This is a genomic window from Streptomyces sp. NPDC031100, from assembly GCF_055570785.1.
This window is the reverse complement of sequence record NZ_JBVIGN010000017.1, coordinates 188,303-210,731: the sequence shown is the minus strand read 5'-3', so window position 1 is coordinate 210,731 and position 22,429 is coordinate 188,303. Positions and strand designations below refer to the sequence as shown.

The 22,429-nt window shown below is 69.6% G+C and carries 20 protein-coding genes; 9 read left to right on the top strand and 11 right to left on the bottom strand.

Annotated elements, in window-relative coordinates; genetic code table 11:
• Positions 1-141 precede the first annotated feature (141 nt).
• Positions 142-477: a hypothetical protein gene (locus ACZ5DS_RS37340; protein ID WP_468247584.1), complete on the bottom strand. Its 336-nt coding sequence runs from the start codon at positions 475-477 to the stop codon at positions 142-144.
• 323 nt (positions 478-800) lie between these two features.
• Here ACZ5DS_RS37340 and ACZ5DS_RS37335 point away from each other — a divergent pair, with 323 nt between their 5' ends.
• Both ACZ5DS_RS37335 and ACZ5DS_RS37330 read left to right on the top strand, forming a co-directional pair.
• Positions 801-1,787, top strand: coding sequence for a helix-turn-helix transcriptional regulator (locus ACZ5DS_RS37335; protein ID WP_468247582.1), 987 nt, complete (start codon positions 801-803; stop codon positions 1,785-1,787).
• Positions 1,788-1,812: 25 nt separating this feature from the next.
• Positions 1,813-2,799, top strand: a complete 987-nt coding sequence (locus tag ACZ5DS_RS37330; RefSeq protein WP_468247580.1) for a helix-turn-helix transcriptional regulator — start codon at positions 1,813-1,815, stop codon at positions 2,797-2,799.
• Here ACZ5DS_RS37330 and ACZ5DS_RS37325 read toward each other — a convergent pair.
• Both ACZ5DS_RS37325 and ACZ5DS_RS37320 read right to left on the bottom strand, forming a co-directional pair.
• Positions 2,762-3,796 carry a helix-turn-helix transcriptional regulator gene (locus ACZ5DS_RS37325; RefSeq protein WP_468247606.1) on the bottom strand — a complete coding sequence of 345 codons (1,035 nt, stop codon included), beginning with the start codon at positions 3,794-3,796 and terminating at the stop codon, positions 2,762-2,764. The genes ACZ5DS_RS37330 and ACZ5DS_RS37325 overlap by 38 nt on opposite strands.
• Before the next feature lie 388 nt (positions 3,797-4,184).
• Complete coding sequence (locus ACZ5DS_RS37320) at positions 4,185-5,291, bottom strand: sugar ABC transporter substrate-binding protein (protein ID WP_468247578.1); 1,107 nt, start codon at positions 5,289-5,291, stop codon at positions 4,185-4,187.
• Between the two features lie 295 nt (positions 5,292-5,586).
• Between ACZ5DS_RS37320 and ACZ5DS_RS37315 the strand changes: the two genes are divergently transcribed.
• Positions 5,587-7,605, top strand: a complete 2,019-nt coding sequence (locus ACZ5DS_RS37315) for a PA14 domain-containing protein (protein ID WP_468247575.1) — start codon at positions 5,587-5,589, stop codon at positions 7,603-7,605.
• A gap of 7 nt (positions 7,606-7,612) precedes the next feature.
• Positions 7,613-9,577: a PA14 domain-containing protein gene (locus ACZ5DS_RS37310; protein ID WP_468247573.1), complete on the top strand. Its 1,965-nt coding sequence runs from the start codon at positions 7,613-7,615 to the stop codon at positions 9,575-9,577.
• Positions 9,578-9,637: 60 nt separating this feature from the next.
• On the opposite strand, the gene ACZ5DS_RS37305 is transcribed toward ACZ5DS_RS37310, so the two are convergent.
• The 5 genes from ACZ5DS_RS37305 to ACZ5DS_RS37285 form a co-directional block, all read right to left on the bottom strand.
• Entirely contained in the window at positions 9,638-10,084 is a 447-nt protein-coding gene (locus tag ACZ5DS_RS37305) for a heat shock protein transcriptional repressor HspR (RefSeq protein ID WP_468247570.1), read from the bottom strand.
• 5 nt (positions 10,085-10,089) lie between these two features.
• Positions 10,090-11,256, bottom strand: a complete 1,167-nt coding sequence (gene dnaJ / locus ACZ5DS_RS37300) for a molecular chaperone DnaJ (protein ID WP_468247568.1) — start codon at positions 11,254-11,256, stop codon at positions 10,090-10,092.
• A gap of 36 nt (positions 11,257-11,292) precedes the next feature.
• Positions 11,293-11,988 carry a nucleotide exchange factor GrpE gene (gene grpE / locus ACZ5DS_RS37295; protein ID WP_468247565.1) on the bottom strand — a complete coding sequence of 232 codons (696 nt, stop codon included), beginning with the start codon at positions 11,986-11,988 and terminating at the stop codon, positions 11,293-11,295.
• On the bottom strand, positions 11,985-13,829 hold the full coding sequence (dnaK, locus tag ACZ5DS_RS37290; protein WP_468247563.1) for a molecular chaperone DnaK: 1,845 nt from the start codon (positions 13,827-13,829) through the stop codon (positions 11,985-11,987). The genes grpE and dnaK overlap by 4 nt, the downstream gene beginning before the upstream one ends.
• Positions 13,830-13,923: 94 nt before the next feature.
• Complete coding sequence (locus ACZ5DS_RS37285; RefSeq protein WP_468247560.1) at positions 13,924-14,943, bottom strand: MraY family glycosyltransferase; 1,020 nt, start codon at positions 14,941-14,943, stop codon at positions 13,924-13,926.
• Positions 14,944-15,137: 194 nt separating this feature from the next.
• Between ACZ5DS_RS37285 and ACZ5DS_RS37280 the strand changes: the two genes are divergently transcribed.
• Positions 15,138-17,405: a (Fe-S)-binding protein gene (locus ACZ5DS_RS37280; RefSeq protein WP_468247558.1), complete on the top strand. Its 2,268-nt coding sequence runs from the start codon at positions 15,138-15,140 to the stop codon at positions 17,403-17,405.
• 98 nt (positions 17,406-17,503) lie between these two features.
• Here the strand turns inward: ACZ5DS_RS37280 and ACZ5DS_RS37275 are convergent, their stop codons facing one another.
• Entirely contained in the window at positions 17,504-17,833 is a 330-nt protein-coding gene (locus ACZ5DS_RS37275) for an antibiotic biosynthesis monooxygenase family protein (protein WP_468247555.1), read from the bottom strand.
• Between the two features lie 354 nt (positions 17,834-18,187).
• On the opposite strand from ACZ5DS_RS37275, the gene ACZ5DS_RS37270 reads away from it, so the two are divergent.
• Positions 18,188-19,240, top strand: coding sequence for an alpha/beta hydrolase (locus ACZ5DS_RS37270; RefSeq protein ID WP_468247554.1), 1,053 nt, complete (start codon positions 18,188-18,190; stop codon positions 19,238-19,240).
• Positions 19,241-19,709: 469 nt separating this feature from the next.
• Positions 19,710-20,990 carry a hypothetical protein gene (locus tag ACZ5DS_RS37265; protein ID WP_468247551.1) on the top strand — a complete coding sequence of 427 codons (1,281 nt, stop codon included), beginning with the start codon at positions 19,710-19,712 and terminating at the stop codon, positions 20,988-20,990.
• 158 nt (positions 20,991-21,148) lie between these two features.
• Here the strand turns inward: ACZ5DS_RS37265 and ACZ5DS_RS37260 are convergent, their stop codons facing one another.
• Together ACZ5DS_RS37260 and ACZ5DS_RS37255 are read right to left on the bottom strand one after the other, a co-directional pair.
• Positions 21,149-21,427: a hypothetical protein gene (locus tag ACZ5DS_RS37260; RefSeq protein WP_468247548.1), complete on the bottom strand. Its 279-nt coding sequence runs from the start codon at positions 21,425-21,427 to the stop codon at positions 21,149-21,151.
• Positions 21,424-21,654 (bottom strand): hypothetical protein, encoded by a 231-nt coding sequence (locus ACZ5DS_RS37255; protein ID WP_468247546.1) that lies wholly within the window; start codon positions 21,652-21,654, stop codon positions 21,424-21,426. Before ACZ5DS_RS37255 ends, ACZ5DS_RS37260 begins: the two co-directional genes overlap by 4 nt.
• Positions 21,655-21,886: 232 nt before the next feature.
• Between ACZ5DS_RS37255 and ACZ5DS_RS37250 the strand changes: the two genes are divergently transcribed.
• A complete protein-coding gene (locus ACZ5DS_RS37250; protein WP_468247543.1) occupies positions 21,887-22,141 on the top strand; it encodes a GntR family transcriptional regulator in 255 nt (84 codons plus the stop codon).
• Entirely contained in the window at positions 22,138-22,398 is a 261-nt protein-coding gene (locus ACZ5DS_RS37245) for a GntR family transcriptional regulator (protein WP_468247540.1), read from the top strand. Before ACZ5DS_RS37250 ends, ACZ5DS_RS37245 begins: the two co-directional genes overlap by 4 nt.
• The last annotated feature ends 31 nt before the right edge of the window (positions 22,399-22,429 follow it).

The window sequence follows — 22,429 nt, the reverse complement described above, 5'->3', positions numbered from 1 at the left end:
CCCCCCCCCCCCCCCCCCCCCCCCCCCCCCCCCCCCCCCCCCCCCCCCCCCCCCCCCCCCCCCCCCCCCCCCCCCCCCCCCCCCCCCCCCCCCGCTGCGGGGGGAAGCACCTGAGCGATCTTTTACGACGGGGGAATCGCGTCAGGCACTGCGGGGGGTGGCCGAAATAGTCCTCAAGTCCGAAACCTCCGGTTCTGCCAGCCGGTGGTCTCGTTGGTCCAGGTTCACAAAGATCATGCCGTACCGGATGGCACATCGGACCGGCTGCGGCGCTCCGCGGGGCTTGCGCAGACACCGGTAGGCCCTGACATCCTCGTCATCGTCCCGGGTGACGACGACCGGCTCACCGAAGACGGTCACCATCAACGAGTCACCGGAGTGGGGGATCGCGGTGACCAGGTCGATGAAGTGCCAGCCCGAGCGGTAGGCCGTGGCCATTTCGCGTCGGAAGGAGCGGTCGTCTGGTGGAGTAGTCATCGCCAGTCAGTCCCAGACACTGTCGTCCATGCTGACCGGAGCGTCGACGCCGACAGCCACCGTCCCCGTGGTCCGAGTACCACTCGCCTTGTGGCCGTCACTCTGCGCACCGAGGAGGCCGGCCAGTGTTCCGAAGGCCACAACGGCGGAGAAGGCGGCGACAAGCACCGAGCGAAGCATTCTCTTACGCATAGTTGGCTTCGTCCTCACTTGAAGGTCCCCTCTTCCCCCGTCGAGTAAGACGATGGCTCATTCGGGCACGTCATGACCACACGATCGGTGCATCATGTTCCTGCACGTTCAGGACCCTGGGGGGTGGAGATTTGGCAACAAATGGGATTAAGGCGGCACATCCCCATGCGGTGACCGAGCTGTGTGACGAAGGCAACCGCCTCTATGCGACGGCGCTGCGCACCGGACGCATCGCGCGGGCGGATGCCGAGGCTGCTCCATGTCTGATGGAGTTCGCCCTCCTTCACCCGGATCCGGATGATGCGAACTGGCTGCGCCCCGTCCCGCCGTCGGTGGCCCTGGCCCAGCGCCTCCACCCCCTGGAGCAGGAGATCAGCGACCGGCGGCGGGTGTCCGTGGCCCTGGCCGACGCCTTCGAGCCGTTCATGGCACTCAGTGCCCAGGAGGCCGCGCCGACCCACTCGATCACCGTCCTGGAGGGGCTCGACCGGATCAACGCGGCGCTGGATCTGGCCACGGCCCAGTGCCGGACGGAGATGCTCACGGTGCAGCCCAGCGGCCGACGCCGCCCCGAACACCGGCTCATCGAAGGGCTCGAACGGGACAAACCACTGATCGAGCGCGGGGTACGGATCCGGACCCTGTACCAGCACACGGCCCGGTACAGTCCCGACCGGCTGGCCTACGTGGACCAGTTCACCAACGGCAAGGTGGAGTACCGCACCATCGACGAACTCGTGGAGCGGCTCATCATCTGCGACGACACCGTGGCGTTCATCCCCATCCGGGACGACCGTCAGGTGGCCCTGGAACTCCGCCACCCCGGCCTGGTCAGCTACCTGATCAAGGTGTTCGAGTTCATGTGGAACCGCGCGGTACCGCTGAACGCCGGCGCTCCCTATGAGACGGCCCCCGACGGCATCACCGACATCCAGCACACCATCGCCAAGCTCCTGGTCGAGGGCCACGTCGACGAGGCCATCGCCCGCCGTCTGGGCATGAACGTCCGCACCTGCCGGGCCCACATCGCCAAGCTCGCCCAGGCCCTGGGCAGCGGCAGCCGGGCCCAGCTCGGCTTTCTCATAGCCCAGTCAGGGATCCTGAAGCAGGAGCCCTGAAACGGCCCGGGGGGAGAGAGCCACCGTGACTGCACCGGCGCACGACCACGGACCGGAGGAGCTGTGCGAGGCCGGAGCGGAGCTGTACGCACGGGCGCTGCGCGAGGGCCGGCTGACCGCCGCGGAGGCCGAGACGGCGCCCTGCCTGGTGCAGTTCGGGCTGCTGCAGCCCACCGTCGACGACCCGAGCCGGCTGGAGCCCGTCGCCGCGGCCGTCGCCCTGCACGAGCTGCTGCGGACCTCCGAGGAGCGCATCGCCGACGAACGACGCCGTGAGGCGCGCCTGACCCAGACCTTCGCTCCGCTGCTCCGGGCACAGATCCCGAGCGCCGGGGCCGCCGGCGATCCCGCGACGATCCGTATGCACAGCGGTATCGACCGCATCAACCAGGCCATCTCGCTCGCCATGGCCGACGCCTCGGCCGAGTCCCTGACGATCCAACCGCACGTCTCCCACACGCACAGCCACCCGGACCTGCATGCCCGCGCTCTGGAACGCGACCAGGCGCTGCTCGACCGCGGTGGCCGGATCCGCGCCCTCTACCAGCACACCCTGCGCCATGCGCCCACCATTCACGCCCGCTACGAACAGCTGCGCGGCGACGTCGAGGCCCGCACGCTGAACGAGGTCACCGAACGGCTCATCGTCTTCGACCGGACCGTGGCCTTCATCCCCGCGAGCGAGGACCGCGCCCTCGCCCTGGAGATCCGCAACCCCGCCATCGTCGGCTACCTCGCCACGGTTTTCGACCGACTGTGGCACCTGGCCACCCCCATGTACCCCGAGACCGTCCACAGACCCTCGCTCGACGGCATCACCCCCCGCCAACAGGCCATCGCCGCCCTGCTCGTGGAGGGCCACACCGACGCGCGGATCGCCGAACGCCTCGGCATGAACATCCGCACCGCCCGCGTCCACATCGCCAAACTCGCCGCCACCCTCGGCAGCGAGAGCAGGGCCCAACTCGGCTATCTCATCGCACGCTCGGGGATTCTTGATCAGGAACGGTGAGCGCGGCGGCCTGCGGAGGCCCGTCCAGGCCCACCTGGGCGATGCGTACGCCGAGTTGGGTACGGCTGGCCGCGCCCAGGGTGTCCGAGAGGCGGGCGATATGGGCCCGGCAGGTACGGACGCTGATGCCGAGGCGCTCGGCGATCACCGCGTCCTGGTGGCCCTCCGCGAGCAGCGCGGCGATGGACCGCTCGCGGTGCGAGATGCCCTCGATGCCGGTGTCCGGCAGCGGGGCGGTCAGCGGCAGCGCGAGGCGCCACAGCCGCTCGAAGACCGTCACCAGGTACTCGACCAGGGCCGGGTGGCGCAGCTCCAGGGCCATCGTGCGCTCGGTGTTGGCGGGGATGAAGGCGACCGTGCGGTCGAAGAGGATCAGCCGGTCGATGACCTCGTCCAGGGTGCGGGCCTCCACCACGTCGCCCATCAGCTCAAGGTAGTTGAGCAGCCCCTGCCCGTGCCGGGCCACATGCGTGTACAGGTCGCGCATGCGCACGCCCCGGCCGCGCAGCGCCAGCGCCCGGTGCAGTCCCTCGGTCAGCTCCGCCTCGCGCCGGATGCCGCCGGGCTGCACGGTGAGCACTTCCGTGGTGCACGCCTCGGTCGCCTCGTCCATCGCGGCCTGGATGCGGGAGAGCCCGTCCAGCACCCGGATGGCCGTGCCCTCGCCCGGTGCCGACAGCGCCTGCAGCTGCCGGCCCAGACCGGCGTACCACTCGAACGCGGCCACCGCCGAGCCCACCCGCCGCTGGCTCTCCCTGACCTCGTCGTACACCCCGCGCAGCAGCCGGGTCATGACCTCCTGCGGGGAGGTCGGCACCAGCCAGTCCATGTCGTCGGGGTCGGGGTGCAGCAGGGCCAGTTCCAGCAGGCAGGGAACCGGCTCAGCGTCCGTGCGCGGCACCCGTCCCCGTCGTACGGCCCGGGAATACACGCGATCCCCGGCCCCGCACAGTCGGTCGGCACCGTGGGGATGCTCCTCCAGCCCGTGCCCGGCCATCGCCCATTCCACCCCCGGTGTGCTCCCTCTTCCGCAGCGCAACTATGCGCGGCCGGGACCGGGTCCGCAACACGGCTCGATCTGCCGTGCACGTCCTAACGCACCGTTTTGCGGCGGTTCCGTCCGGCCTCCGCCCGTCGCATTGCAACAAGATGATGGTGGTGGGGCACACGTGACCGGGGCATCGTTGATCCCGCTTCCCCCGGGTGCAACAGCACCCGGGGCGGTCCCGGTCGGACACCCCCCGTTCGGCCGGGACCGCCGTATCGCGCTCACGGGGGTGGCGCGATACGGGAGGGCCGCTCACCATGTGACGCGGCGAGCAGCCGCAGACCTTCCGACTCTCGCCGCGTCGCGTGCGCACCCGCGTACGGGCGCTGTACGGGCGCTACCTCAGGCCGGCCGCCGCGCAGGCAGCCTTGTACCTGGCGGTGCAGATCTCACCGATCGTGTAGATCCCGTCCTCGACGACCGTGTCCTTGATCCTGTCCTTGGTCAGGGCGGTCACCTGGACCAGCTTGGACGGGATGTCCTTCTCGGTGGGGCTGTCGACCTTGTCCTGGGTGAGGGCGTCGAACTGGATGTCCTTGCCCTGCACCTTGGTGACGGCCATCTCGGCGGCGGCCTCGGCCTCGTCCGGGTAGGACTTGTAGACGCTCATGTACTGCTCGCCGGCGAGGACCCGCTGCACGGCGTCCAGTTCGGCGTCCTGGCCGGTGATCGGGGGCAGGCTGGTGACGCCGGCCGCCTTCAGCGCCTTGATGACACCGCCCGCCATGCCGTCGTTGGCGGCGTAGACCGCGGCGATGTTGTTCTTGCCGATCTGGCTGATCGCCTCGGTCATCTCGGCCTGGGCGTTCTCCGGCTTCCAGTCCTTGGTGTCGTAGCTCTTCGCGATCGTCACCTTGCCGTTCAGCTCGGACAGCGCGCCCTGCTTGAACTGCTTGGCGTTCGGGTCGGTGGGCGAGCCGTTCACCATGACGACCTTGTCGGAGGTGTCGGCGTTCGAGCCCAGCGCCTCCAGCAGCGTGCGGCCCTGCACCTCGCCGACCAGCTCGTTGTCGAAGGAGAGGTAGGCGTCGATCGGGCCCTCGGCCAGCCGGTCGTAGGCGATGACCGGAATGCCCGCGTCCTTGGCCTTCTTCACCTCGCCGGAGATGGCGTGCGAGTCGACCGCGTCGAGCAGGATGATGTCGACCTTGTCGTCGATCATCTGCTGCATCTGGTCGGCCTGCCGGGAGGCGTCCGCGTCGGCGTTGGAGTAGGAGACCTTGCCCTTCTTGTGGGTCAGCTCCTCGACCTTCGCCTTGATGATGGGGTAGTCGAACTTGTCGTAGCGGGTGTTGGCCTTCTCCGGCAGCAGCAGCCCGATGGTGACCTCGTCGCCCTTCGTCGGGCTCGCGCTCGCGCCGTCCCCCGTCGCGTTCAGCACGCCGCAGCCGGCGAGCGAAAGGGTCATCGTGGACACGGCCACGGACAGGGCGATACGACGCATTCGAGGGCTCACTTCATGTGCGTTCCGGACGTGGGTGTTGCATTACGACCCAGGTGTCTGAAAAGACAACGCGGACGGCACACCCGGCGTCAAGAAGAACCACTTAACGAGTGCGCAACACCACGCTCCGCTGTACCTGTGAAGGTGGAGCGGAATCCCCTCCAAACACCCTTTACGGACCCTCCATCCAAAGGGCGTTCATGGGCAGGCAAAGATCAGTACAACCAACGCCAACCCTCACGAGTCGTGATCACCAGCGGCCTGCGCCGCCTCTCCGACTCGACCAGAGGACCGAATGAACCCAGCCAGACGGGCAACGGCCGCGGCCGTTGTGCTCTCCGCCGCCGGCACCCTGCTGAGCACGGCCGCGACCCCCGCCGCCGCCGCCAGCTGCACCTCCCCGACGTACACCCGCACGTTCTACGCGAACACCGCCTTCTCCGGCACCCCGAAGAAGACCGACTGCGACAGCGCGATCGCCGAGAACTGGAGCGGCTCCCCCGCCACCGGCCTGCCGAAGGACAACTTCGGCGTCCGCTGGACCGCGACCCGCGACTTCGGCTCCGGCGGGCCCTTCGCCCTCGCCGCCTCCGGGCTCGACGGGATACGCGTGTACGTCGACGGTGTCCGCAAGATCGACCTGTGGAAGAACACCTCCACGGCCGTCAGCAGGACCGTGAACGTCACTGTCCCCTCCGGCAAGCACACCCTGCGGGTCGACTACGTCAACTGGACCGGCGCCGCCCAGGTCAAGTTCGCCTACACCCCCCGGACGAGCGCGACCGTCGACAAGGTCAAGCCCCTCGCGCCGACCGGTGCCTCCGCCGACTACGTCCCCGACGGGGAGTACGGGTACAGCGAGATCGCCTGGGCCGCCAACAAGGAGATGGACCTCGCCGGTTACCGCGTCTACCGGCGGCTGAAGGGGTCGAGTGCCTGGACCAAGGTGGCCACGACCGCCGCCGGCACCCGCACGGCCGGGGACCGGCCGCCGCCCACGGGGCAGTCGTACTACTACGAGGTGCGCGCCTACGACAAGGCGGGCAACGAGTCGGCGGGCTCCGCCGACCTGCCCGTCACCACGTGGGACCGGACCGCCCCCGACGCACCGGTCCTCACCGCCACCGCCGTGGAAGCCTCCAACAACCTCTCCTGGACGGCCCCCGCGGACGCGGTGAGCTACCGGGTCTTCCGCAAGTCGGAGTCGGCGACCACGTACACCGAGATCGCCGAAACCACGGGCACGAGCTACGCGGACACCAAGGCGTCCTACGGCTACGCCTACGACTACAAGGTCAGCGCGCTCGACGCGGCCGGCAACGCCCGGTCCTCCAACGTCGTGCGCAGCACCCGGTCCATCACCCCGCCGCAGAACGTGACGGCGACCGTGCCGAGCTACGGCGTGGTGTTCACCTGGACCGAGGCGGCCGGCGGCGACACCGCCGACTACGTCGTCTACCGCTCGACGACCTCCCCGGTGAAGCTGACCTACGACAACCTCACCGACTGCCGCAGCCGGAAGACCGGTAAGGACGCGGCCGGCAACACGGTCCGCAGCTGTGTCGACTACGACGGCGACCAGGGCACCACGTACCACTACGTGATGATCCGGAAGAACACCGCCGGCCGCTGGTCCACCGGCTCCGCCGAGATGACCGTCACCCGCCCCGGGGACGAGATCCCGCCGCCGCCCGTGACCGGCCTGACCGCCGAGCCCCTGGAGTACGGCGTCAAGCTGGACTGGGACGACAGCCCGGCGGCCGACCTGGACCACTACGCGGTCTACGAGTACCGGTCGTGCTGCTCGCCGGAGTACCTGGGCACCGTGCCCGCCGGCACCTCCGAGTTCGTCGTCGGCCCGGAGGTAGCGAACGGCGAGGAGAAGACGTATGCCGTCATCCCGGCCGACGTCTACGGCAACTACGCCCAGTGGACAGGGGGCGACTGGGACGGCCCCGTCACCAGGGTCACCGTCACCGAGCAGGACCTCAGGCCGACGACCGTCCCCGAGGACACCGCGCGCTGCCACCTGACCACCTACACGACCCTCGGCGACGCGGGCGGCATGTACATCGACTGCGCCGACTCGGTGGCCACGGAGGCCGCCGGCATCAACGTGTACCGCTGGGACCGGGCGACGAGCACCTACGTCCGCGTGACGGACGTCCCGCTGGCCCCCACCGCCACCCACTACACCGACACCACCCTGCCCACCGGCACGACCGTCTACTACCTGCTCTCGGTCGTCGCCCCCGACGGCTCGGAGACCTTCAGCAACGTGGACTCCAGCGTGTCCCTGCCGAGCGGAGCCTGATCCCCCGATGAAGACCGCCCTCCAGGCGACGGCCGTGGTGCTGGCCACCACGGCCGGTGTCCTCACCACCGTCGCCACCCCCGCCGCCTCGGCCGCCACGGCCTGCAACTCCCCTGTCTTCACACGGCAGTTCTTCGCGAACACCACCTTCTCCGGCACCCCGAAGAAGACCGACTGCGACAGCACGATCGCCGAGAACTGGAGCGGCTCCCCCGCCACCGGCCTGCCGAAGGACAACTTCGGCGTCCGCTGGACCGTCACCCGCGACTTCGGCTCCGGCGGCCCCTTCGCCCTCGCCGCCTCCGGCCTCGACGGGATACGCGTGTACGTCGACGGCGTCCGCAAGATCGACCTGTGGAAGAGCACCTCCACGGCCGTCAGCAGGACGGTGAACGTCACCGTCCCCTCCGGCAAGCACACCCTGCGGGTCGACTACGTCAACTGGACCGGCGCCGCCCAGGTCAAGTTCGCCTACACGCCCCGCACGTCGGCGAGCGTCGACAAGGTCAAGCCCCTCGCGCCGAAGGACCCGCTGGTGTCGTACGACACGGCGAGCAACAAGGCGAAGCTGAGCTGGGGCAGGAACGCGGAGATGGACCTGGCCGGCTACCGGGTCTACCGGCGGGTGCGGGGCACCACGAGCTGGACCCGGCTCACTGCCACGACCGCCACGTCGTACACCGACACCCCGCCCGCGACCGGCGCCGTCTACTTCTACGAGGTCCGTGCCCACGACAAGGCGGGCAACGAATCGGCCGGTACCGCCGACCAGTCGGTCACCAGCATCACGCTGGCCGCGCCGGTTGGTCTCGGCTCCTCGGTCACGGACACCGCGGCGGAGCTGTCCTGGCAGACGGTGCCGGGCGCGGTGAAGTACCGGGTGGTGCGCACGGATCCGAGCGGCGCTGCCAAGGTCACGGACGTCACCGGGAACCACTTCGGTGACGACACGCTCGACCGGGTCTCCACCTACACGTACAAGGTCGCCGCCGTGGACGGCTCCGGTCACCTCTCGCCGTACACCGGCACCGTCAGCGCCCACCGGCCGCCCGCCGCTCCGCGCGGCCTCAAGGCGACGGCCGACATCGGCGCCGCGCTCCTGAGCTGGACGGTCAAGCCGGGGGACGGCAACGTCCGTGGCTTCCACGTCTACCGCTCGACGACCCTGCCCGTCGGCACGTCGGGCGAGCCGGTGTCCTGCACCACGACCTCCACCGAACTCGCCGACGGATCACGGCAGTACAGCTGCGGCGACTACTCGGCGGAGGAGGGGACCACCTACCACTACGTGGTGACGACGGAGGACCAGGCGTACGCCGTCTCGCTCCCGTCGGACACGGTCACCGTCACCACGCTCGTCTCGGACAAGCCGCCCGCCCAGGTGACGGGGCTGACCGCGACGGCCACGGAGTACGGCATCGAGCTGGACTGGGCCGACAACACCGAGCCCGACCTGAAGCGGTACGTGGTCTACCGGGGCGAGATCCTCGGTGCCGAGGGCGAGGAGCAGGTCTGCTCCGGCTCTGAGTGGGCGTGGCTGGGCCCGGACACCTCCCACTACACGGACGTGCGGCTGCCCGACGGCGACCACGCCTGCTACTGGGTGGACGCGATCGACACCGCGGGCAACTCCAGCAGATGGAACGGACCCGTGAGCGCCGTCGCCGTGAACGAGCTGGACCTGACCCCCTCCGTGGCGACCCCGGAGGGCTCCCCGCTCACCCTGACGGCGACGACCACCGACTCGGGCGTCCACCTGACCTGGAACGCGGCCGACTCGGCGACCGGCTACCAGGTCTACCGCTGGAACCCGGCCACCCGGACGTACGAGAAGCTGGCGGCCACGACGGACCTCGCGTACGACGACACCACCGCAGCCCGCGGCACCACCCACTACTACTGGGTGACCGCGCTGCACGCCGACGGCACGGAGTCGGCGCCCGGGGCGGCCTGGGCGATCCTGGAGCCCTGACCGGCACGAAAAAAAGGGGGCCCGGAAGATCTCTTCCGGGCCCCCTTTTCACACAGGCGCCTAGTCCTTGTTCTTCTTCGGCCGCCACACCACCAGCGCGCTGGTCTGCTGGACCTCCTGGTACGGGACCAGGTCGCGGCGGTAGGAGGCGTGGACGGCGGCCTCGCGCTGCTGCATCGCGGCCGCCGCGCCGTCCAGGGCCGCCTGCAGTTCCGCTACGCGGGACTGGAGCGCGGCGACCTGGTTCTCCAGTTCGATGATGCGCTTGATGCCGGCCAGGTTGATGCCCTCGTCCTGCGACAACTGCTGGACGGTGCGCAGCAGTTCGATGTCGCGGGCCGAGTAGCGCCGGCCCCGCCCGGCGGTGCGGTCGGGGGAGACCAGGCCCAGGCGGTCGTACTGGCGCAGCGTCTGCGGGTGCAGGCCGGAGAGCTGGGCCGCCACCGAGATGACGTAGACCGGGGTCTCCTCGGTCAGTTCATACGGGTTACGTCGACGGCCGTCCATCTCGCTCAATCTCCCTTCGCGGCCTCGAACAGGTCCGCCCGCGGGTCCTCGCCCGCGGTCGCCTCGCGATACGCCTCCAGTGCGTCACGAGCCTTCCCCGAGAGGTCCTTCGGGACACTCACCTCGACGGTGACCAGCAGGTCGCCGCGGGTGCCGTCCTTGCGGACCGCGCCCTTGCCCCGGGCGCGCATGGTGCGGCCGTTGGGGGTGCCGGGCGGCAGCTTCAGGGTGACGGCGGGACCGCCGAGCGTCGGGACCCGGACCTCGCCGCCGAGGGCCGCCTCGGGATACGTCACCGGCACGGTGACGGTGAGGTTGTCGCCCTTGCGGCCGAACACCGGGTGGTCGCCGACGTGCACGACCACGTACAGGTCGCCCGCCGGTCCGCCCCGCTCGCCGGGAGCGCCCTTGCCGCGCAGCCGGATCCGCTGCCCGTCGGTGACCCCGGCCGGGATGCGGACCTGCATCGTGCGGGAGGACTTGGCGCGGCCGCTGCCCTTGCACTCCAGGCAGGGGTGCTCGGCGATCAGACCTCGGCCCTTGCAGTCGGGGCAGGGGTCGGTCAGCGAGAAGCCGCCGCCCGAGCCCCGGGCGACCTGCCCGGTGCCGACGCAGGTCGGGCACACGCGCGGCGTGCCGTTCTTGTCGCCGGTGCCGGAGCAGGCCTTGCACGGTGCCTGGGAGGACATCCTGAGGGGCACCGTGGCGCCCTCGATGGCCTCCGTGAAGCTCAGCGTGACCTCGGACTCGATGTCCTGGCCGCGCCGCGGCTGGGTGCGGGTGCCCGTGGCGCCGCCGCGGTTGAACAGGCCCCCGAAGACGTCACCGATGCCTCCGCCGAAGCCGCCCCCGCCCTGGGGGGCGCCCCCGAAGAGGTCGCCCAGGTCGAAGTTGAAGGAGCCGCCGGCGCCCGGCCCGGGGCGGAAGCCGCCGTTGCCGAACAGGGCGCGCGCGTCGTCGTACTCCTTGCGCTTCTTCGGGTCGCCGAGTATGTCGTTCGCCTCGGAGATCTCCTTGAAGCGCTCCTCGGCCTTGGCGTTGCCCTTGTTGGCGTCCGGGTGGAACTCGCGGGCGAGCTTCCGGTACGCCTTCTTGATCTCGGCCTCGGTGGCGTCCTTGGGGACGCCGAGGACCTTGTAGTAGTCCTTCTCGATGAAGTCCTTCGTGCTCATCCCCGACGTCCCTCCTTCCCCTCAGTGGTTGTCACGTCAGCCCTCTTCCGGGCCACCGTTCTCCTTGTCGTCGGCGGCGGAGGCAGCGGAGGCGGCGGAGGCGGCGGAGGCGGAGTCAGCCGCGCTCTCCTCGGCTTCCTCGGCCTTGACCGTCTGCGCGCCCGGCTGCGGCTCGGCGACGGCCACCCGCGCGGGGCGGATGGTGCGCTCGCCGATGCGATACCCGGGCTGCAGGATCGCCACGCAGGTCGTCTCGGTGACGTCCGGCGCGTAGCTGTGCATCAGGGCTTCGTGGATCGTCGGGTCGAAGGGCTCGCCCTCCTTGCCGAACTGCTGCAGGCCCATCTTCGCCGCGACGGTCTCCAGCGACTCGGCCACCGACTTGAAGCCGCCGACCAGCTCGCCGTGTTCCCGCGCCCGCCCGATGTCGTCGAGCACGGGCAGGAGCTCGGTCAGGAGGTTCGCGATGGCGATCTCCCGGACCGCGACCCGGTCGCGCTCGACGCGGCGGCGGTAGTTCTGGTACTCGGCCTGGAGCCGCTGGAGGTCCAGCGTGCGCTCGTTCAGTGCCGTGCGCACCTGGTCCAGCTGGGCCACCAGGCCCGCGTCTGCTGCTACGTCCCCGGCCGGGGCCGCCCCCTCTTCGGGAGCGGCCTTCGACTCGGCGTCTTCGGGGGTCGCGCCGGAGGGGACGTCGGGCTTCTCCTCGAAGCCCGGGGTCTCCTCCGTCACGCGGCACCGTCCTTGCGCTCGTCGTCGACGATCTCGGCGTCGACGACGTCGTCGTCGGCCTTGCCGCCGGCGGTGGCACCCTCGGGGCCGCCCGCGGCCTGCGCGGCCTGGGCGTCGGCGTACATGGCCTGGCCCAGCTTCTGCGAGACGGCCGCGACCTTCTCGGTGGCCGTGCGGATCTCCGCGGTGTCCTCGCCCTTGAGCGCGGCCTTCAGCTCCTCGACGGACGCCTCGACCTCGGTCTTGATCTCGCCCGGGACCTTGTCCTCGTTGTCCTTGAGGAACTTCTCGGTCTGGTAGACGAGCTGCTCGCCCTGGTTGCGGGTCTCGGCGGCCTCGCGGCGGCGGTGGTCCTCCTCCGCGTACTGCTCGGCCTCCTGACGCATCCGGTCGACCTCGTCCTTCGGCAGCGAGGAGCCGCCGGTGACGGTCATCTTCTGCTCCTTGCCCGTGCCCAGGTCCTTCGCGGTCACGTGCATGATGCCGTTGGCGTCGATGTCGAAGGAGACCTCGATCTGCGGGACGCCACGCGGGGCCGGCGGCAGACCGGTCAGCTCGAACATGCCGAGCTTCTTGTTGTAGGCCGCGATCTCGCGCTCGCCCTGGTAGACCTGGATCTGCACGGACGGCTGGTTGTCCTCGGCCGTCGTGAAGATCTCGGAGCGCTTCGTCGGGATCGTGGTGTTGCGCTCGATCAGCTTGGTCATGATGCCGCCCTTGGTCTCGATACCGAGGGACAGCGGGGTGACGTCGAGGAGCAGGACGTCCTTGACCTCACCCTTGAGGACACCGGCCTGGAGCGAGGCGCCGATGGCGACGACCTCGTCCGGGTTGACGCCCTTGTTGGCCTCCTTGCCGCCGGTCAGCTCCTTGACGAGCTCGGCGACGGCGGGCATACGGGTGGAGCCACCGACGAGGACGACGTGGTCGATCTCGTTGATGGAGACGCCGGCGTCCTTCATGACGTTGAAGAACGGGGTCTTGCAGCGCTCCAGCAGGTCGGCCGTCAGCTGCTGGAACTGAGCCCGGGTGAGCTTCTCGTCCAGGTGCAGCGGGCCCTCGGCGGAGGCGGTGATGTAGGGCAGGTTGATCGAGGTCTCGGTGGAGGAGGACAGCTCGATCTTCGCCTTCTCCGCAGCCTCACGCAGACGCTGCAGAGCCATCTTGTCCTTGCTCAGGTCCACGCCGTGGCCGGACTGGAACTGCTTGACCAGGTAGTCCACGACACGCTGGTCCCAGTCGTCACCACCGAGGTGGTTGTCACCGTTGGTGGCCTTCACCTCGACGACGCCGTCGCCGATCTCCAGGAGGGACACGTCGAAGGTGCCGCCACCGAGGTCGAAGACGAGGATCGTCTGGTCGTCCTTGTCGAGGCCGTAGGCGAGCGCAGCCGCGGTCGGCTCGTTGACGATACGCAGGACGTTCAGACCGGCGATCTCGCCGGCCTCCTTCGTCGCCTGGCGCTCGGAGTCGTTGAAGTAGGCCGGGACGGTGATGACCGCGTCCGTGACCTTCTCGCCCAGGTAGGCCTCGGCGTCGCGCTTCAGCTTCTGCAGGATGAAGGCGGAGATCTGCTGCGGGTTGAAGTCCTTCCCGTCCAGCTGGATCTTCCAGTCGGTGCCCATGTGACGCTTCACGGAGCGGATGGTCCGGTCCACGTTGGTGACCGCCTGGCGCTTGGCCACCTCGCCGACGAGCACCTCGCCGTTCTTGGCGAAGGCGACGACGGACGGCGTGGTCCTGGCGCCCTCTGCGTTGGTGATGACGGTGGGCTCGCCGCCTTCAAGAACGCTGACGACGGAGTTAGTCGTGCCCAGGTCGATGCCGACCGCACGTGCCATGGTTGATTCCTCCAGCTGACTTGAGTGGAACAGGCTCAAGTGTGCACGAGGAGGTTCGCGGGGTCAACAGACCTGAGCCGGGCAGACTCAACTCTTATCCGTTCCTTACACGCAACTGGCCTCTGACCTGCGTGGATACATCCCTTCGAGGCTGTTGAACAGGGATGCGAAGGAGTACGAGAACGAGGAGGACCACCCCACCGGCCACCCACAGCACGGCCTTCTCCCCGGTCCACCCAGTGTGCACGAGCACGCCCACGAGCACGGTGGAGAAGGACCCGGCGCCCAGCAGCACGACGGCGCCCTGCGGGGTGAGCCCGAGCCGCCGCAGCCGGTGCGCGAGATGGTCCGGGCCGCGCCTGAGCAGCGGCCGGCGTGCCGCCCCGCGCGTGACGACCACCAGCAGGAAGTCGGCGGCGGCGACGGCGCCGAGGCAGAACAGCACGCCCGTGGTCGGTCCGAGCCCGTATCCCGCACGCGTGAAGACGGCGGCCGAGGAGAGCAGGAACCCGGTGAACAGCGATCCGCAGGCCCCCATGCCGACGCGGGCGGGATGCCAGTTGTGCATCAGGAAGCCGGTGAGGGCGGCGGCGAAGATGCTGAGCAGCACGGCGAGCCCGTCCATCACCTCGGCGGCCGCACAGGCCCCCGCCGCGAAGGCGGTGATCACCCCGACGGTGCCGGCGAGGCCGTCGGCGTGGTCGAGCCCCTTGAAGGCGAGGGAGACGAAGACGATCCACCCCACGGCCAGGATCCCGCCCCAGATGCCCGTCTCGTCGTACGGCACCACGCAGGCCGCCGCCACCGTCGTACCGGCGACCAGCACCCGCGCCCGCAGCCGCCACACGTCGGCGATCAGGCCCAGCGCGGCGACCCCGGCGCCGGCGACGAGCAGTCCCCCGACCCCCTCCCCGAGCGGGGCGACCCGCGTCCGCTCCCCCGCCCAGGCGACCAGGCAGGTGACCGCCACGACGGCCACCCCGCCGACCACCGGCAGGGGCCGCCGCTGCCGCCGGTCGACGATCCCCGCGCGCAGCGCGGGCACCCGGAGCAGCGCCGCGAGCACGGCGGTGAGGAGCAGGGCGGCGGAGGCCGCGGCGATCCCGTAGAGCACGGATCTAAATTAGGGGCGTACGTCGCAGTTTGGTACGAATAACACGTTCGGATCTTTTCGGATCTTAAGGCAAGCCTCAGCGACGCAGATCACCGCACGCCCCGCTACAGTGCGACCGAGGATGGGGGTAGTCTCAGACGGACTGCATAAGTTACCGCTTAGTAATCTCCCTCGCAGGCCCGAGGAGCCCCGAAATGCAACTCGCCGCGATCATCGTGTCGCTGGTTCTGATCGTGGTCGGCGTGGCCCTGTTCGCCCGCGCCCTCCTGCAGATCTTCAACTTCATGCGGCTCGGCCAGAGTGTGCCCGCAGGCACCCGCACCAACGAGCCCTATCAGCGCACCGTCACCCTGGTTCGGGAGTTCCTCGGCCACACCCGGATGAACCGCTGGGGCATCGTCGGTGTCGCGCACTGGTTCGTGGCGATCGGCTTCTACACGCTGCTCCTGACGATCGTCAACGCCTTCGGCCAGCTGTTCAAGGCCGACTGGATCCTGCCGATCATCGGCGAGTGGGCGCCGTACAACGTCTATGTCGAGTTCATCGGCACGATGACGGTGCTCGGCATCGCGGTCCTGATCGCCATCCGGCAGCTCTCCAGGCCGGGCAGGCCGGGCCGCAAGTCGCGCTTCGCGGGCTCCAACACGGGCCAGGCCTACTTCGTCGAGACGATCATCCTCATCGTCGGTGTCTGCATCTTCATGCTGCACGCGCTGGAGGGCGCCCAGCACCATGTGGACGGCTACGAGGCCTCGTTCTTCATCTCGTACCCGGTGGTGTCGTGGCTGAAGGGGATGGACGTCTCCACGCTGCAGACCCTCACGTACTTCTTCGCCGGCCTGAAGATCGCGGCCTCCTTCACCTGGATGATCGTGGTCTCCCTGAAGACCGACATGGGTGTGGCCTGGCACCGCTTCCTGGGCTTCCCGAACATCTGGTTCAAGCGGAACGCCAACGGCGAGACCTCCCTCGGCGCCCTGCTCCCGATGACCTCCGGCGGCAAGCCGATCGACTTCACCGACCCCGGTGACGACGACGTCTTCGGCGTCTCCCAGGTCGAGCAGTTCTCCTGGAAGGGCCTCCTCGACTTCTCCACCTGCACCGAGTGCGGCCGCTGCCAGTCGCAGTGCCCCGCCTGGAACACGGGCAAGCCGCTCTCCCCGAAGCTGCTGATCATGTCCCTGCGGGACCACGCGCACGCCAAGGCGCCGTACCTGCTGGCCGGCGGCGGCAAGACGATGGAGGGCGAGGAGAAGGCTTCGACCGAGGCCCTGAAGGACGTCCCGGCGTCCGCGCTGGCGGAGGCCGAGCGCCCGCTGATCGGCACCGCCGAGGAGAACGGCGTCATCGACCCGGACGTCCTGTGGTCCTGCACCACCTGCGGTGCCTGCGTCGAGCAGTGCCCCGTGGACATCGAGCACGTCGACCACATCGTCGACATGCGCCGCTACCAGGTCATGATCGAGAGCGCCTTCCCCTCCGAGGCGGGCACGATGCTCAAGAACCTGGAGAAGAAGGGCAACCCCTGGGGCCTGGCCAAGAAGCAGCGCCTGGAGTGGACCAAGGAGGTCGACTTCGAGGTCCCGGTCGTCGGCAAGGACATCGAGGACCTCACCGAGGTCGAGTACCTGTACTGGGTCGGCTGCGCCGGCGCCCTCGAGGACCGCGCCAAGAAGACCACCAAGGCCTTCGCCGAGCTGCTCCACATGGCGGGCGTGAAGTTCGCGATCATGGGCGGCGACGAGAAGTGCACCGGTGACTCCGCCCGCCGCCTCGGCAACGAGCCCCTGTTCCAGGAGCTCGGCATGGAGAACGTGGCAGCGCTGAACATGGCCTTCGGCGAGGACGACGAGGACGAGTCGACGAAGAAGCCGAAGTCGGCGAAGAAGATCGTCGCCACCTGCCCGCACTGCCTCAACACGCTCGGCAACGAGTACCCGCAGCTCGGCGGCGACTACGAGGTCATCCACCACACCCAGCTGCTCCAGCACCTGGTGGACGAGGGCAAGCTGATCCCGGTCACCCCGGTCGAGGGCATCATCACCTACCACGACCCGTGCTACTTGGGCCGCCACAACAAGATCTACACGCCCCCGCGCGAGATCATCGGCAAGGTCCCGGGCCTGCGCAACGAGGAGATGCACCGCCACAAGGAGCGCGGCTTCTGCTGCGGCGCCGGCGGCGCCCGGATGTGGATGGAAGAGCGCATCGGCAAGCGCATCAACAACGAGCGCGTCGACGAGGCCCTCTCCCTCAACCCCGACATCGTGTCGACGGCATGCCCGTTCTGCCTGGTCATGCTCACCGACTCGGTCAACGGCAAGAAGAACGAGGGCAAGGCCAAGGAGTCCATCCAGGTCGTGGACGTCGCCCAGCTCCTCCTGGAGTCCGTCAAGACGCCGGTCGACCCGGCGGGCGAGCCGGAGACCGAGAGCGAGCCGGAGCCGGAGCCGGTGAAGTGACCGGCCGCTGAAAGACCCGACTGCGCCCCCCTGACCCGCACAGGCAGGGGGGCGCAGCCGTATCCGCGGAGCTGCCTTCTAGACCCGTCTAGGCCCGTCTAGACCCGCTTCGGCCCTGCCTGCTGCACCACCTCGAAGGACCAGAGGGTGGAGTCGGTCGCCGCGGGCTTCGGCCGCTCCCCGCCCGCGCCGGTGCCCTGGTGGGCAGACTTCATCGGCCCCTCCATCCAGGCCTGGAACGACTCCTCGTCACGCCAGCGCGTGTACACGAGGTAGGTGTCGGTGCCCTCGACGGGGCGGAGCAGCTCGAACCACTCGAAGCCGTCGGAGTTCTCCACGGCGTGGGCGCGCGAAGCGAACCGCTTCTCCAGCGTCTCCCGCTGCTCGGCAGGCACGGTCAGTACGTTGATCTTCACCACACTAGGCACATGACACCTCTCGGGAACCACAGGCCGGGCGCTGTACCTAGCCTTCACCACGTGCGTGCAGTCTCCTACATCCGTCAGTCAAAGCGTCGTTAGGACGATTCCCAGGCTTCACCGATGGCGCAGCGCGACCCGGTTGGCCAAACGCGCCGCGCACGTGCCATGCGCGCCGGGCGGGCACCCCTGCACGACCCCTCGCCGGCTCTGGCCAATCGCGCACTACGGGCGCAGTGTTCTTATCGCGCGGCGGCCCCGGCACGCATCGCATCCGTTCTGGTCAGCTCAGGTCGGCAGCCCTTGGCTGCCGTAGTGCGGAATGTGGAGGCACATGTGGCCAGGTTTCGGAACGATGTGCGAGTGCGGCTTGTCCTCGGGCTGGCCGCGCTGCTGGCGGTATGTGTGCCCAGCGGGGCAGCGCAGGCAGCGCCGGCCTCGTGCCAGGGTGCCGACGTTCCCGTCACCGGTGTCGTGTCGGCGACGATGCACGGCACCTTGTGCATGCCCGCGGGTGGTACGGCCGACACGGTGATGGTGCTGGTGCCCGGCGCAACGTACAACCACACCTACTGGGACTTCCCGTACCAACCCGAGACGTACGACTTCCGCCAGGCCATGAATGGTGCCGGCTATGCCACCTTCGTCGTGGACCGGCTCGGAACCGGCGCGAGCTCACGCCCGCCCAGCGCCCTGGTCACCGCGTCCGTCCAGGCCGGGGCGGTGCACCAGGTGATCCAGGCCCTGCGCGGCGGCCGGATCGGCGGCACGGTCTTCCGCAAGGCCATCCTCGGCGGCCATTCGCTCGGCTCGCTGATCAGCGTCATCGAAGCGGGCACCTACAACGATGCGGACGCGGTGCTCATCACCGGCATCACCCACCGGATCGTCGCCCCGGCGGTCGTGGACATCTTCACGTCGTCCTTCTACCCCGCAGCTCTGGACCCGGCATTCGCCGGGAAGTCCTACGACCCGGGGTACCTGACCACGAGGCCCGGCACCCGGGGCACCGACTTCTACGCCCCCGCGACCACCGACCCGGCGGTGGTCGCCACCGATGAGGCCACCAAGGACGTGTTCAGCACCGCCGAGGCGGCCGACGGTCTCGGCGTGGCCGACCTCCTGCCGTACTCCCGCCAGATCCGGCGCCCGGTCCTGCTCACCGTCGGCGACCAGGACGGATTCTTCTGCGACTCGAGCGGCAACTGCGCCGGCTCGGCGGCGCTCAAGGCCCAGGAGGACCCGTACTTCGGATCTGCCGCCTGCCTGCACACGTACGTCCAGCCCGGGGCGGGCCACGACCTGAATCTGGCCACCAACACCGTCCCGTACCAGCGAGCGGTACGGGACTGGGCCGACGCGTTCGTCGGAGCGGGGCCCGAACCGATCACGCCGCCCGCGAAGGCCTGTTTCTAGGGCCGCATCACGGGTGCGGGCCGGCGGCCGGCTACTGGCGCTGCAAGTCGCTGGTGCTGTCCCTGCTGCCGCCCGCCACGCCTGCCTGCCGGCGGGCGCCGCAAGCAGTACTTCAGCACGGCGATCGGGCACAGGGCCCACGCCCGGCACACGGCCGGACCACTGCTGGCGGCCGAGTCCGGCCTGATCGACCGGACGGCTCTGACGTCTGACGGTGGAGCGGGACCCGGCCCTCCCCCCATCCTGGCCCAAGCCGCGCCACCACCCGGGCCAACGACGGCGTCCCGCACTACACCATCCGGTGGCTTATCGCCTCCGCAGCGTTATCCATGTCACCGTTTTTTCCTATTCATTCCACTATCCGGCTCTTGGGGCTGACAAGTCGTCAGGAGTCCCCTGCACCAGGTCGAGGAGAGTGGAGAAGATGACGACATCGCCGCGATGGCGATCTGTCCTGGCGTCAGCCGCCATGGCTGCCGCAGTCGGCGCAGCCGCGCTGACGAGCGCGTCAGCCGCCCAGGCCCAGGACGACACCACCCCGCACCCGCCCTTCCCGAAGGGCGCCGCCTACCCGGAGCACCGGGCGGAACCCGAGCACGCGACCAAACCCGCTCACCCGAGCAAGCCCACCTATCCGGAACACCCGGGCAAGCCGGCCCACGCGGAGAAGCCGGCCTATCCGGAACACCCCGGCAAGCCCGCGTACCCGGAACACCCTGGCAAGCCCGCCCACCCGGAGAAGCCGGCGTATCCGGAGCACCCAGCTAAGCCCGCTTACCCAGAGCACCCGGGCAAGCCCGCCCACCCGGAGAAGCCGGCCTATCCGGAACACCCAGCCAAGCCCGCGTACCCGGAACACCCAGCTAAGCCCGCCTATCCGGAGCACCCAGCTAAGCCCGCTTACCCGGAGCACCCAGCCAAGCCGGCCTACCCCGAGCGCCCAGCCAAGCCCGCGTACCCAGAGCACCCGGAGAAGCCCGCGTACCCGGAACACCCCGCCAAGCCGGCCTACCCCGAGAAGCCAGCCAAGCCCGCGTATCCCGAACACCCGGCCAAGCCCGCGTACCCGGAGAAGCCTGCTTACCCGGAGAAGCCTGCTTACCCGGAGAAGCCGGCCAAGCCCGCGTACCCCGAGAAGCCCGCCTACCCGGCGAAACCCGCTTACCCAGAACACCCCGCCAAGCCCGCGTATCCCGAGCACCCGGCGAAACCCGCCTACCCGGAAAAGCCGGCCTACCCCGAGCGCCCCGCCAAGCCCGCCTACCCCGAGAAGCCGGCCTACCCCGAGCGCCCCGCAAAGCCCGCCTACCCCGAGAAGCCGGCCTACCCCGCAAAGCCCGCCTACCCGGAGAAGCCAGCCAAGCCCGCGTACCCAGAGCGCCCGGCCAAGCCCGCGTACCCGGAGAAGCCGGCCAAGCCCGCGTACCCCGAGCGCCCCGCGAAACCCGCCTACCCGGAAAAGCCGGCCTACCCCGAGCGCCCCGCGAAACCCGCCTACCCGGAAAAGCCGGCCTACCCCGAGCGCCCCGCCAAGCCCGCCTACCCGGAAAAGCCGGCCAAGCCCGCGTACCCCGAGCACCCGGCGAAACCCGCGTACCCGGAGCGCCCGGCCAAGCCCGCGTACCCCGAGCACCCAGCCAAGCCCGCATACCCCGAACACCCGACGAAGCCTGCGTACCCGGAACACCCGACCAAGCCCACCCCCCCGGAGAAGCCCAAGAAGTCGAAGAAGTCGGAGAAATCCGACTGAGGACAACGACAAGGCGAAGCTGATCCCAGGGTTGGTGTGGCCGTCGGCGACCCCGACGGCACGTACGCAGCCCACGCACAACCGCACAGCCCGCCCGGGCCACCGCAAGGGTGGCCCGGAAGCGGGCGGTCCCATCCGCGGCCGTCGAACACCTCGGCTCAGTTCAGCTGGTCCAGCCGCCGACCGCGGCTCTCCGCGACACGGAGCGCATCACCGAGCGCCTGGGTCAAGCACTCGGCGAGGAAGCGGAGTTCGCCGGGCGGGGTGTCCGGCAGGATCTCGCGTGCATGGTCCAGGAGTTGGCCGCCCATACCGAGCTGAACGGACTCCGTGGCGTCGGCCAGTCGGGAGAGCGGCCCGTCGCGGTCGTCGGTGATCAGGTAACAGGGCTTGCCCCCGGAACCAGTCCAGGGAAGCAGACGCGGCAGCCCACTCATGCGACCTCCAGCCCGTGGATCCAGTACGGGCCGGGCATGTCCTGCCCCAGCGCCGCCAACGCCAACTCCCGGCGCTGTTCCCGCTGTTCATGGGCCGTCACGTACGGCCGTACGGCCCTGGCGGCGGTGGCGTCGAGGGGCGTGTCGAGCCCGTAGGGGCTGCGGTGGCGTGGGAGGGACAGGGGCGGGATCGGCCGGGGGTCGGCGACGGGGGCAGGGTATGGCACGCGTTTCTGCCCGGGAGGGAAGAGCAGGAGACTCACCCATGCGGCAAAGCGACGGATAAGGTCGGTCACGTCATCAGCTCCAGTTCGGCTGGTGGCCACACCCCCGGACGGCTCCACCCGTCGCGGGGGTCCTTCGTGCCCTTACCGTAGCGAAGGAACTCTAGGCATGCTAGGGATAACAGGATTCCCAGGTATCGCACGGATGTACAGGCATGCGGATGATGGTGCGGTGATGGAATTCGCTCCTGACATCCCCCGCTGGCGCCAGGTCGCCGAGATCATCCGGCGCCGCATCGCAGACGGCACGTACGGACCGCGCACCAGGGTGCCCTCCGTCGTACAACTCACGGCGGAATTCGGGATCGCCAATGCGACGGCCCACAAGGTGCTGCGGGCCTTGCGCGAAGAAGGGCTGACCTACACGGAGCCCGGCCTCGGCTCCTTCGTAGCGAAGCGCCCCACCGAGGAGAACGAACCGCCCGCATGACCCCCGACCTTGACCGCACTCGCCCCATTTGGCGCCAGGTGGCCGCGGCCATCACCAGCCGGATCGCCAGTGGCGAGTACCCCATCGGCGCCCGCGTGCCCTCCGTCGTCGAGCTCTCCGCCGAGTTCGGCATCGCGACCTCGACTGCGCAGAAGGCGTTGGCCCACCTCAAGTCCGAGGGACTCGTCCGAGCCGAGGTCGGCCTCGGCTCCTTCGTAGCGAAGCGCCCCGCCGAAGAAGCCGAACCCCCCGCATAAGGCCGCCCGGTGACGGCGAGTCACACCCGTC

Bases quoted from the DNA above. Each gene is read 5' to 3' on its own strand.
- ACZ5DS_RS37265 (WP_468247551.1), top strand. From the start codon at position 19,710: ATGGCTGCCGCAGTCGGCGCAGCCGCGCTGACGAGCGCGTCAGCCGCC.
- dnaJ (WP_468247568.1), bottom strand. From the start codon at position 11,256: ATGAGCACGAAGGACTTCATCGAGAAGGACTACTACAAGGTCCTCGGC.
- ACZ5DS_RS37245 (WP_468247540.1), top strand. From the start codon at position 22,138: ATGACCCCCGACCTTGACCGCACTCGCCCCATTTGGCGCCAGGTGGCC.
- ACZ5DS_RS37305 (WP_468247570.1), bottom strand. From the start codon at position 10,084: ATGGACGGCCGTCGACGTAACCCGTATGAACTGACCGAGGAGACCCCG.
- ACZ5DS_RS37260 (WP_468247548.1), bottom strand. From the start codon at position 21,427: ATGAGTGGGCTGCCGCGTCTGCTTCCCTGGACTGGTTCCGGGGGCAAG.
- dnaK (WP_468247563.1), bottom strand. From the start codon at position 13,829: ATGGCACGTGCGGTCGGCATCGACCTGGGCACGACTAACTCCGTCGTC.
- ACZ5DS_RS37340 (WP_468247584.1), bottom strand. From the start codon at position 477: ATGACTACTCCACCAGACGACCGCTCCTTCCGACGCGAAATGGCCACG.
- ACZ5DS_RS37320 (WP_468247578.1), bottom strand. From the start codon at position 5,291: ATGCGTCGTATCGCCCTGTCCGTGGCCGTGTCCACGATGACCCTTTCG.
- ACZ5DS_RS37310 (WP_468247573.1), top strand. From the start codon at position 7,613: ATGAAGACCGCCCTCCAGGCGACGGCCGTGGTGCTGGCCACCACGGCC.
- ACZ5DS_RS37250 (WP_468247543.1), top strand. From the start codon at position 21,887: ATGGAATTCGCTCCTGACATCCCCCGCTGGCGCCAGGTCGCCGAGATC.
- ACZ5DS_RS37325 (WP_468247606.1), bottom strand. From the start codon at position 3,796: ATGGCCGGGCACGGGCTGGAGGAGCATCCCCACGGTGCCGACCGACTG.
- ACZ5DS_RS37315 (WP_468247575.1), top strand. From the start codon at position 5,587: ATGAACCCAGCCAGACGGGCAACGGCCGCGGCCGTTGTGCTCTCCGCC.
- ACZ5DS_RS37280 (WP_468247558.1), top strand. From the start codon at position 15,138: ATGCAACTCGCCGCGATCATCGTGTCGCTGGTTCTGATCGTGGTCGGC.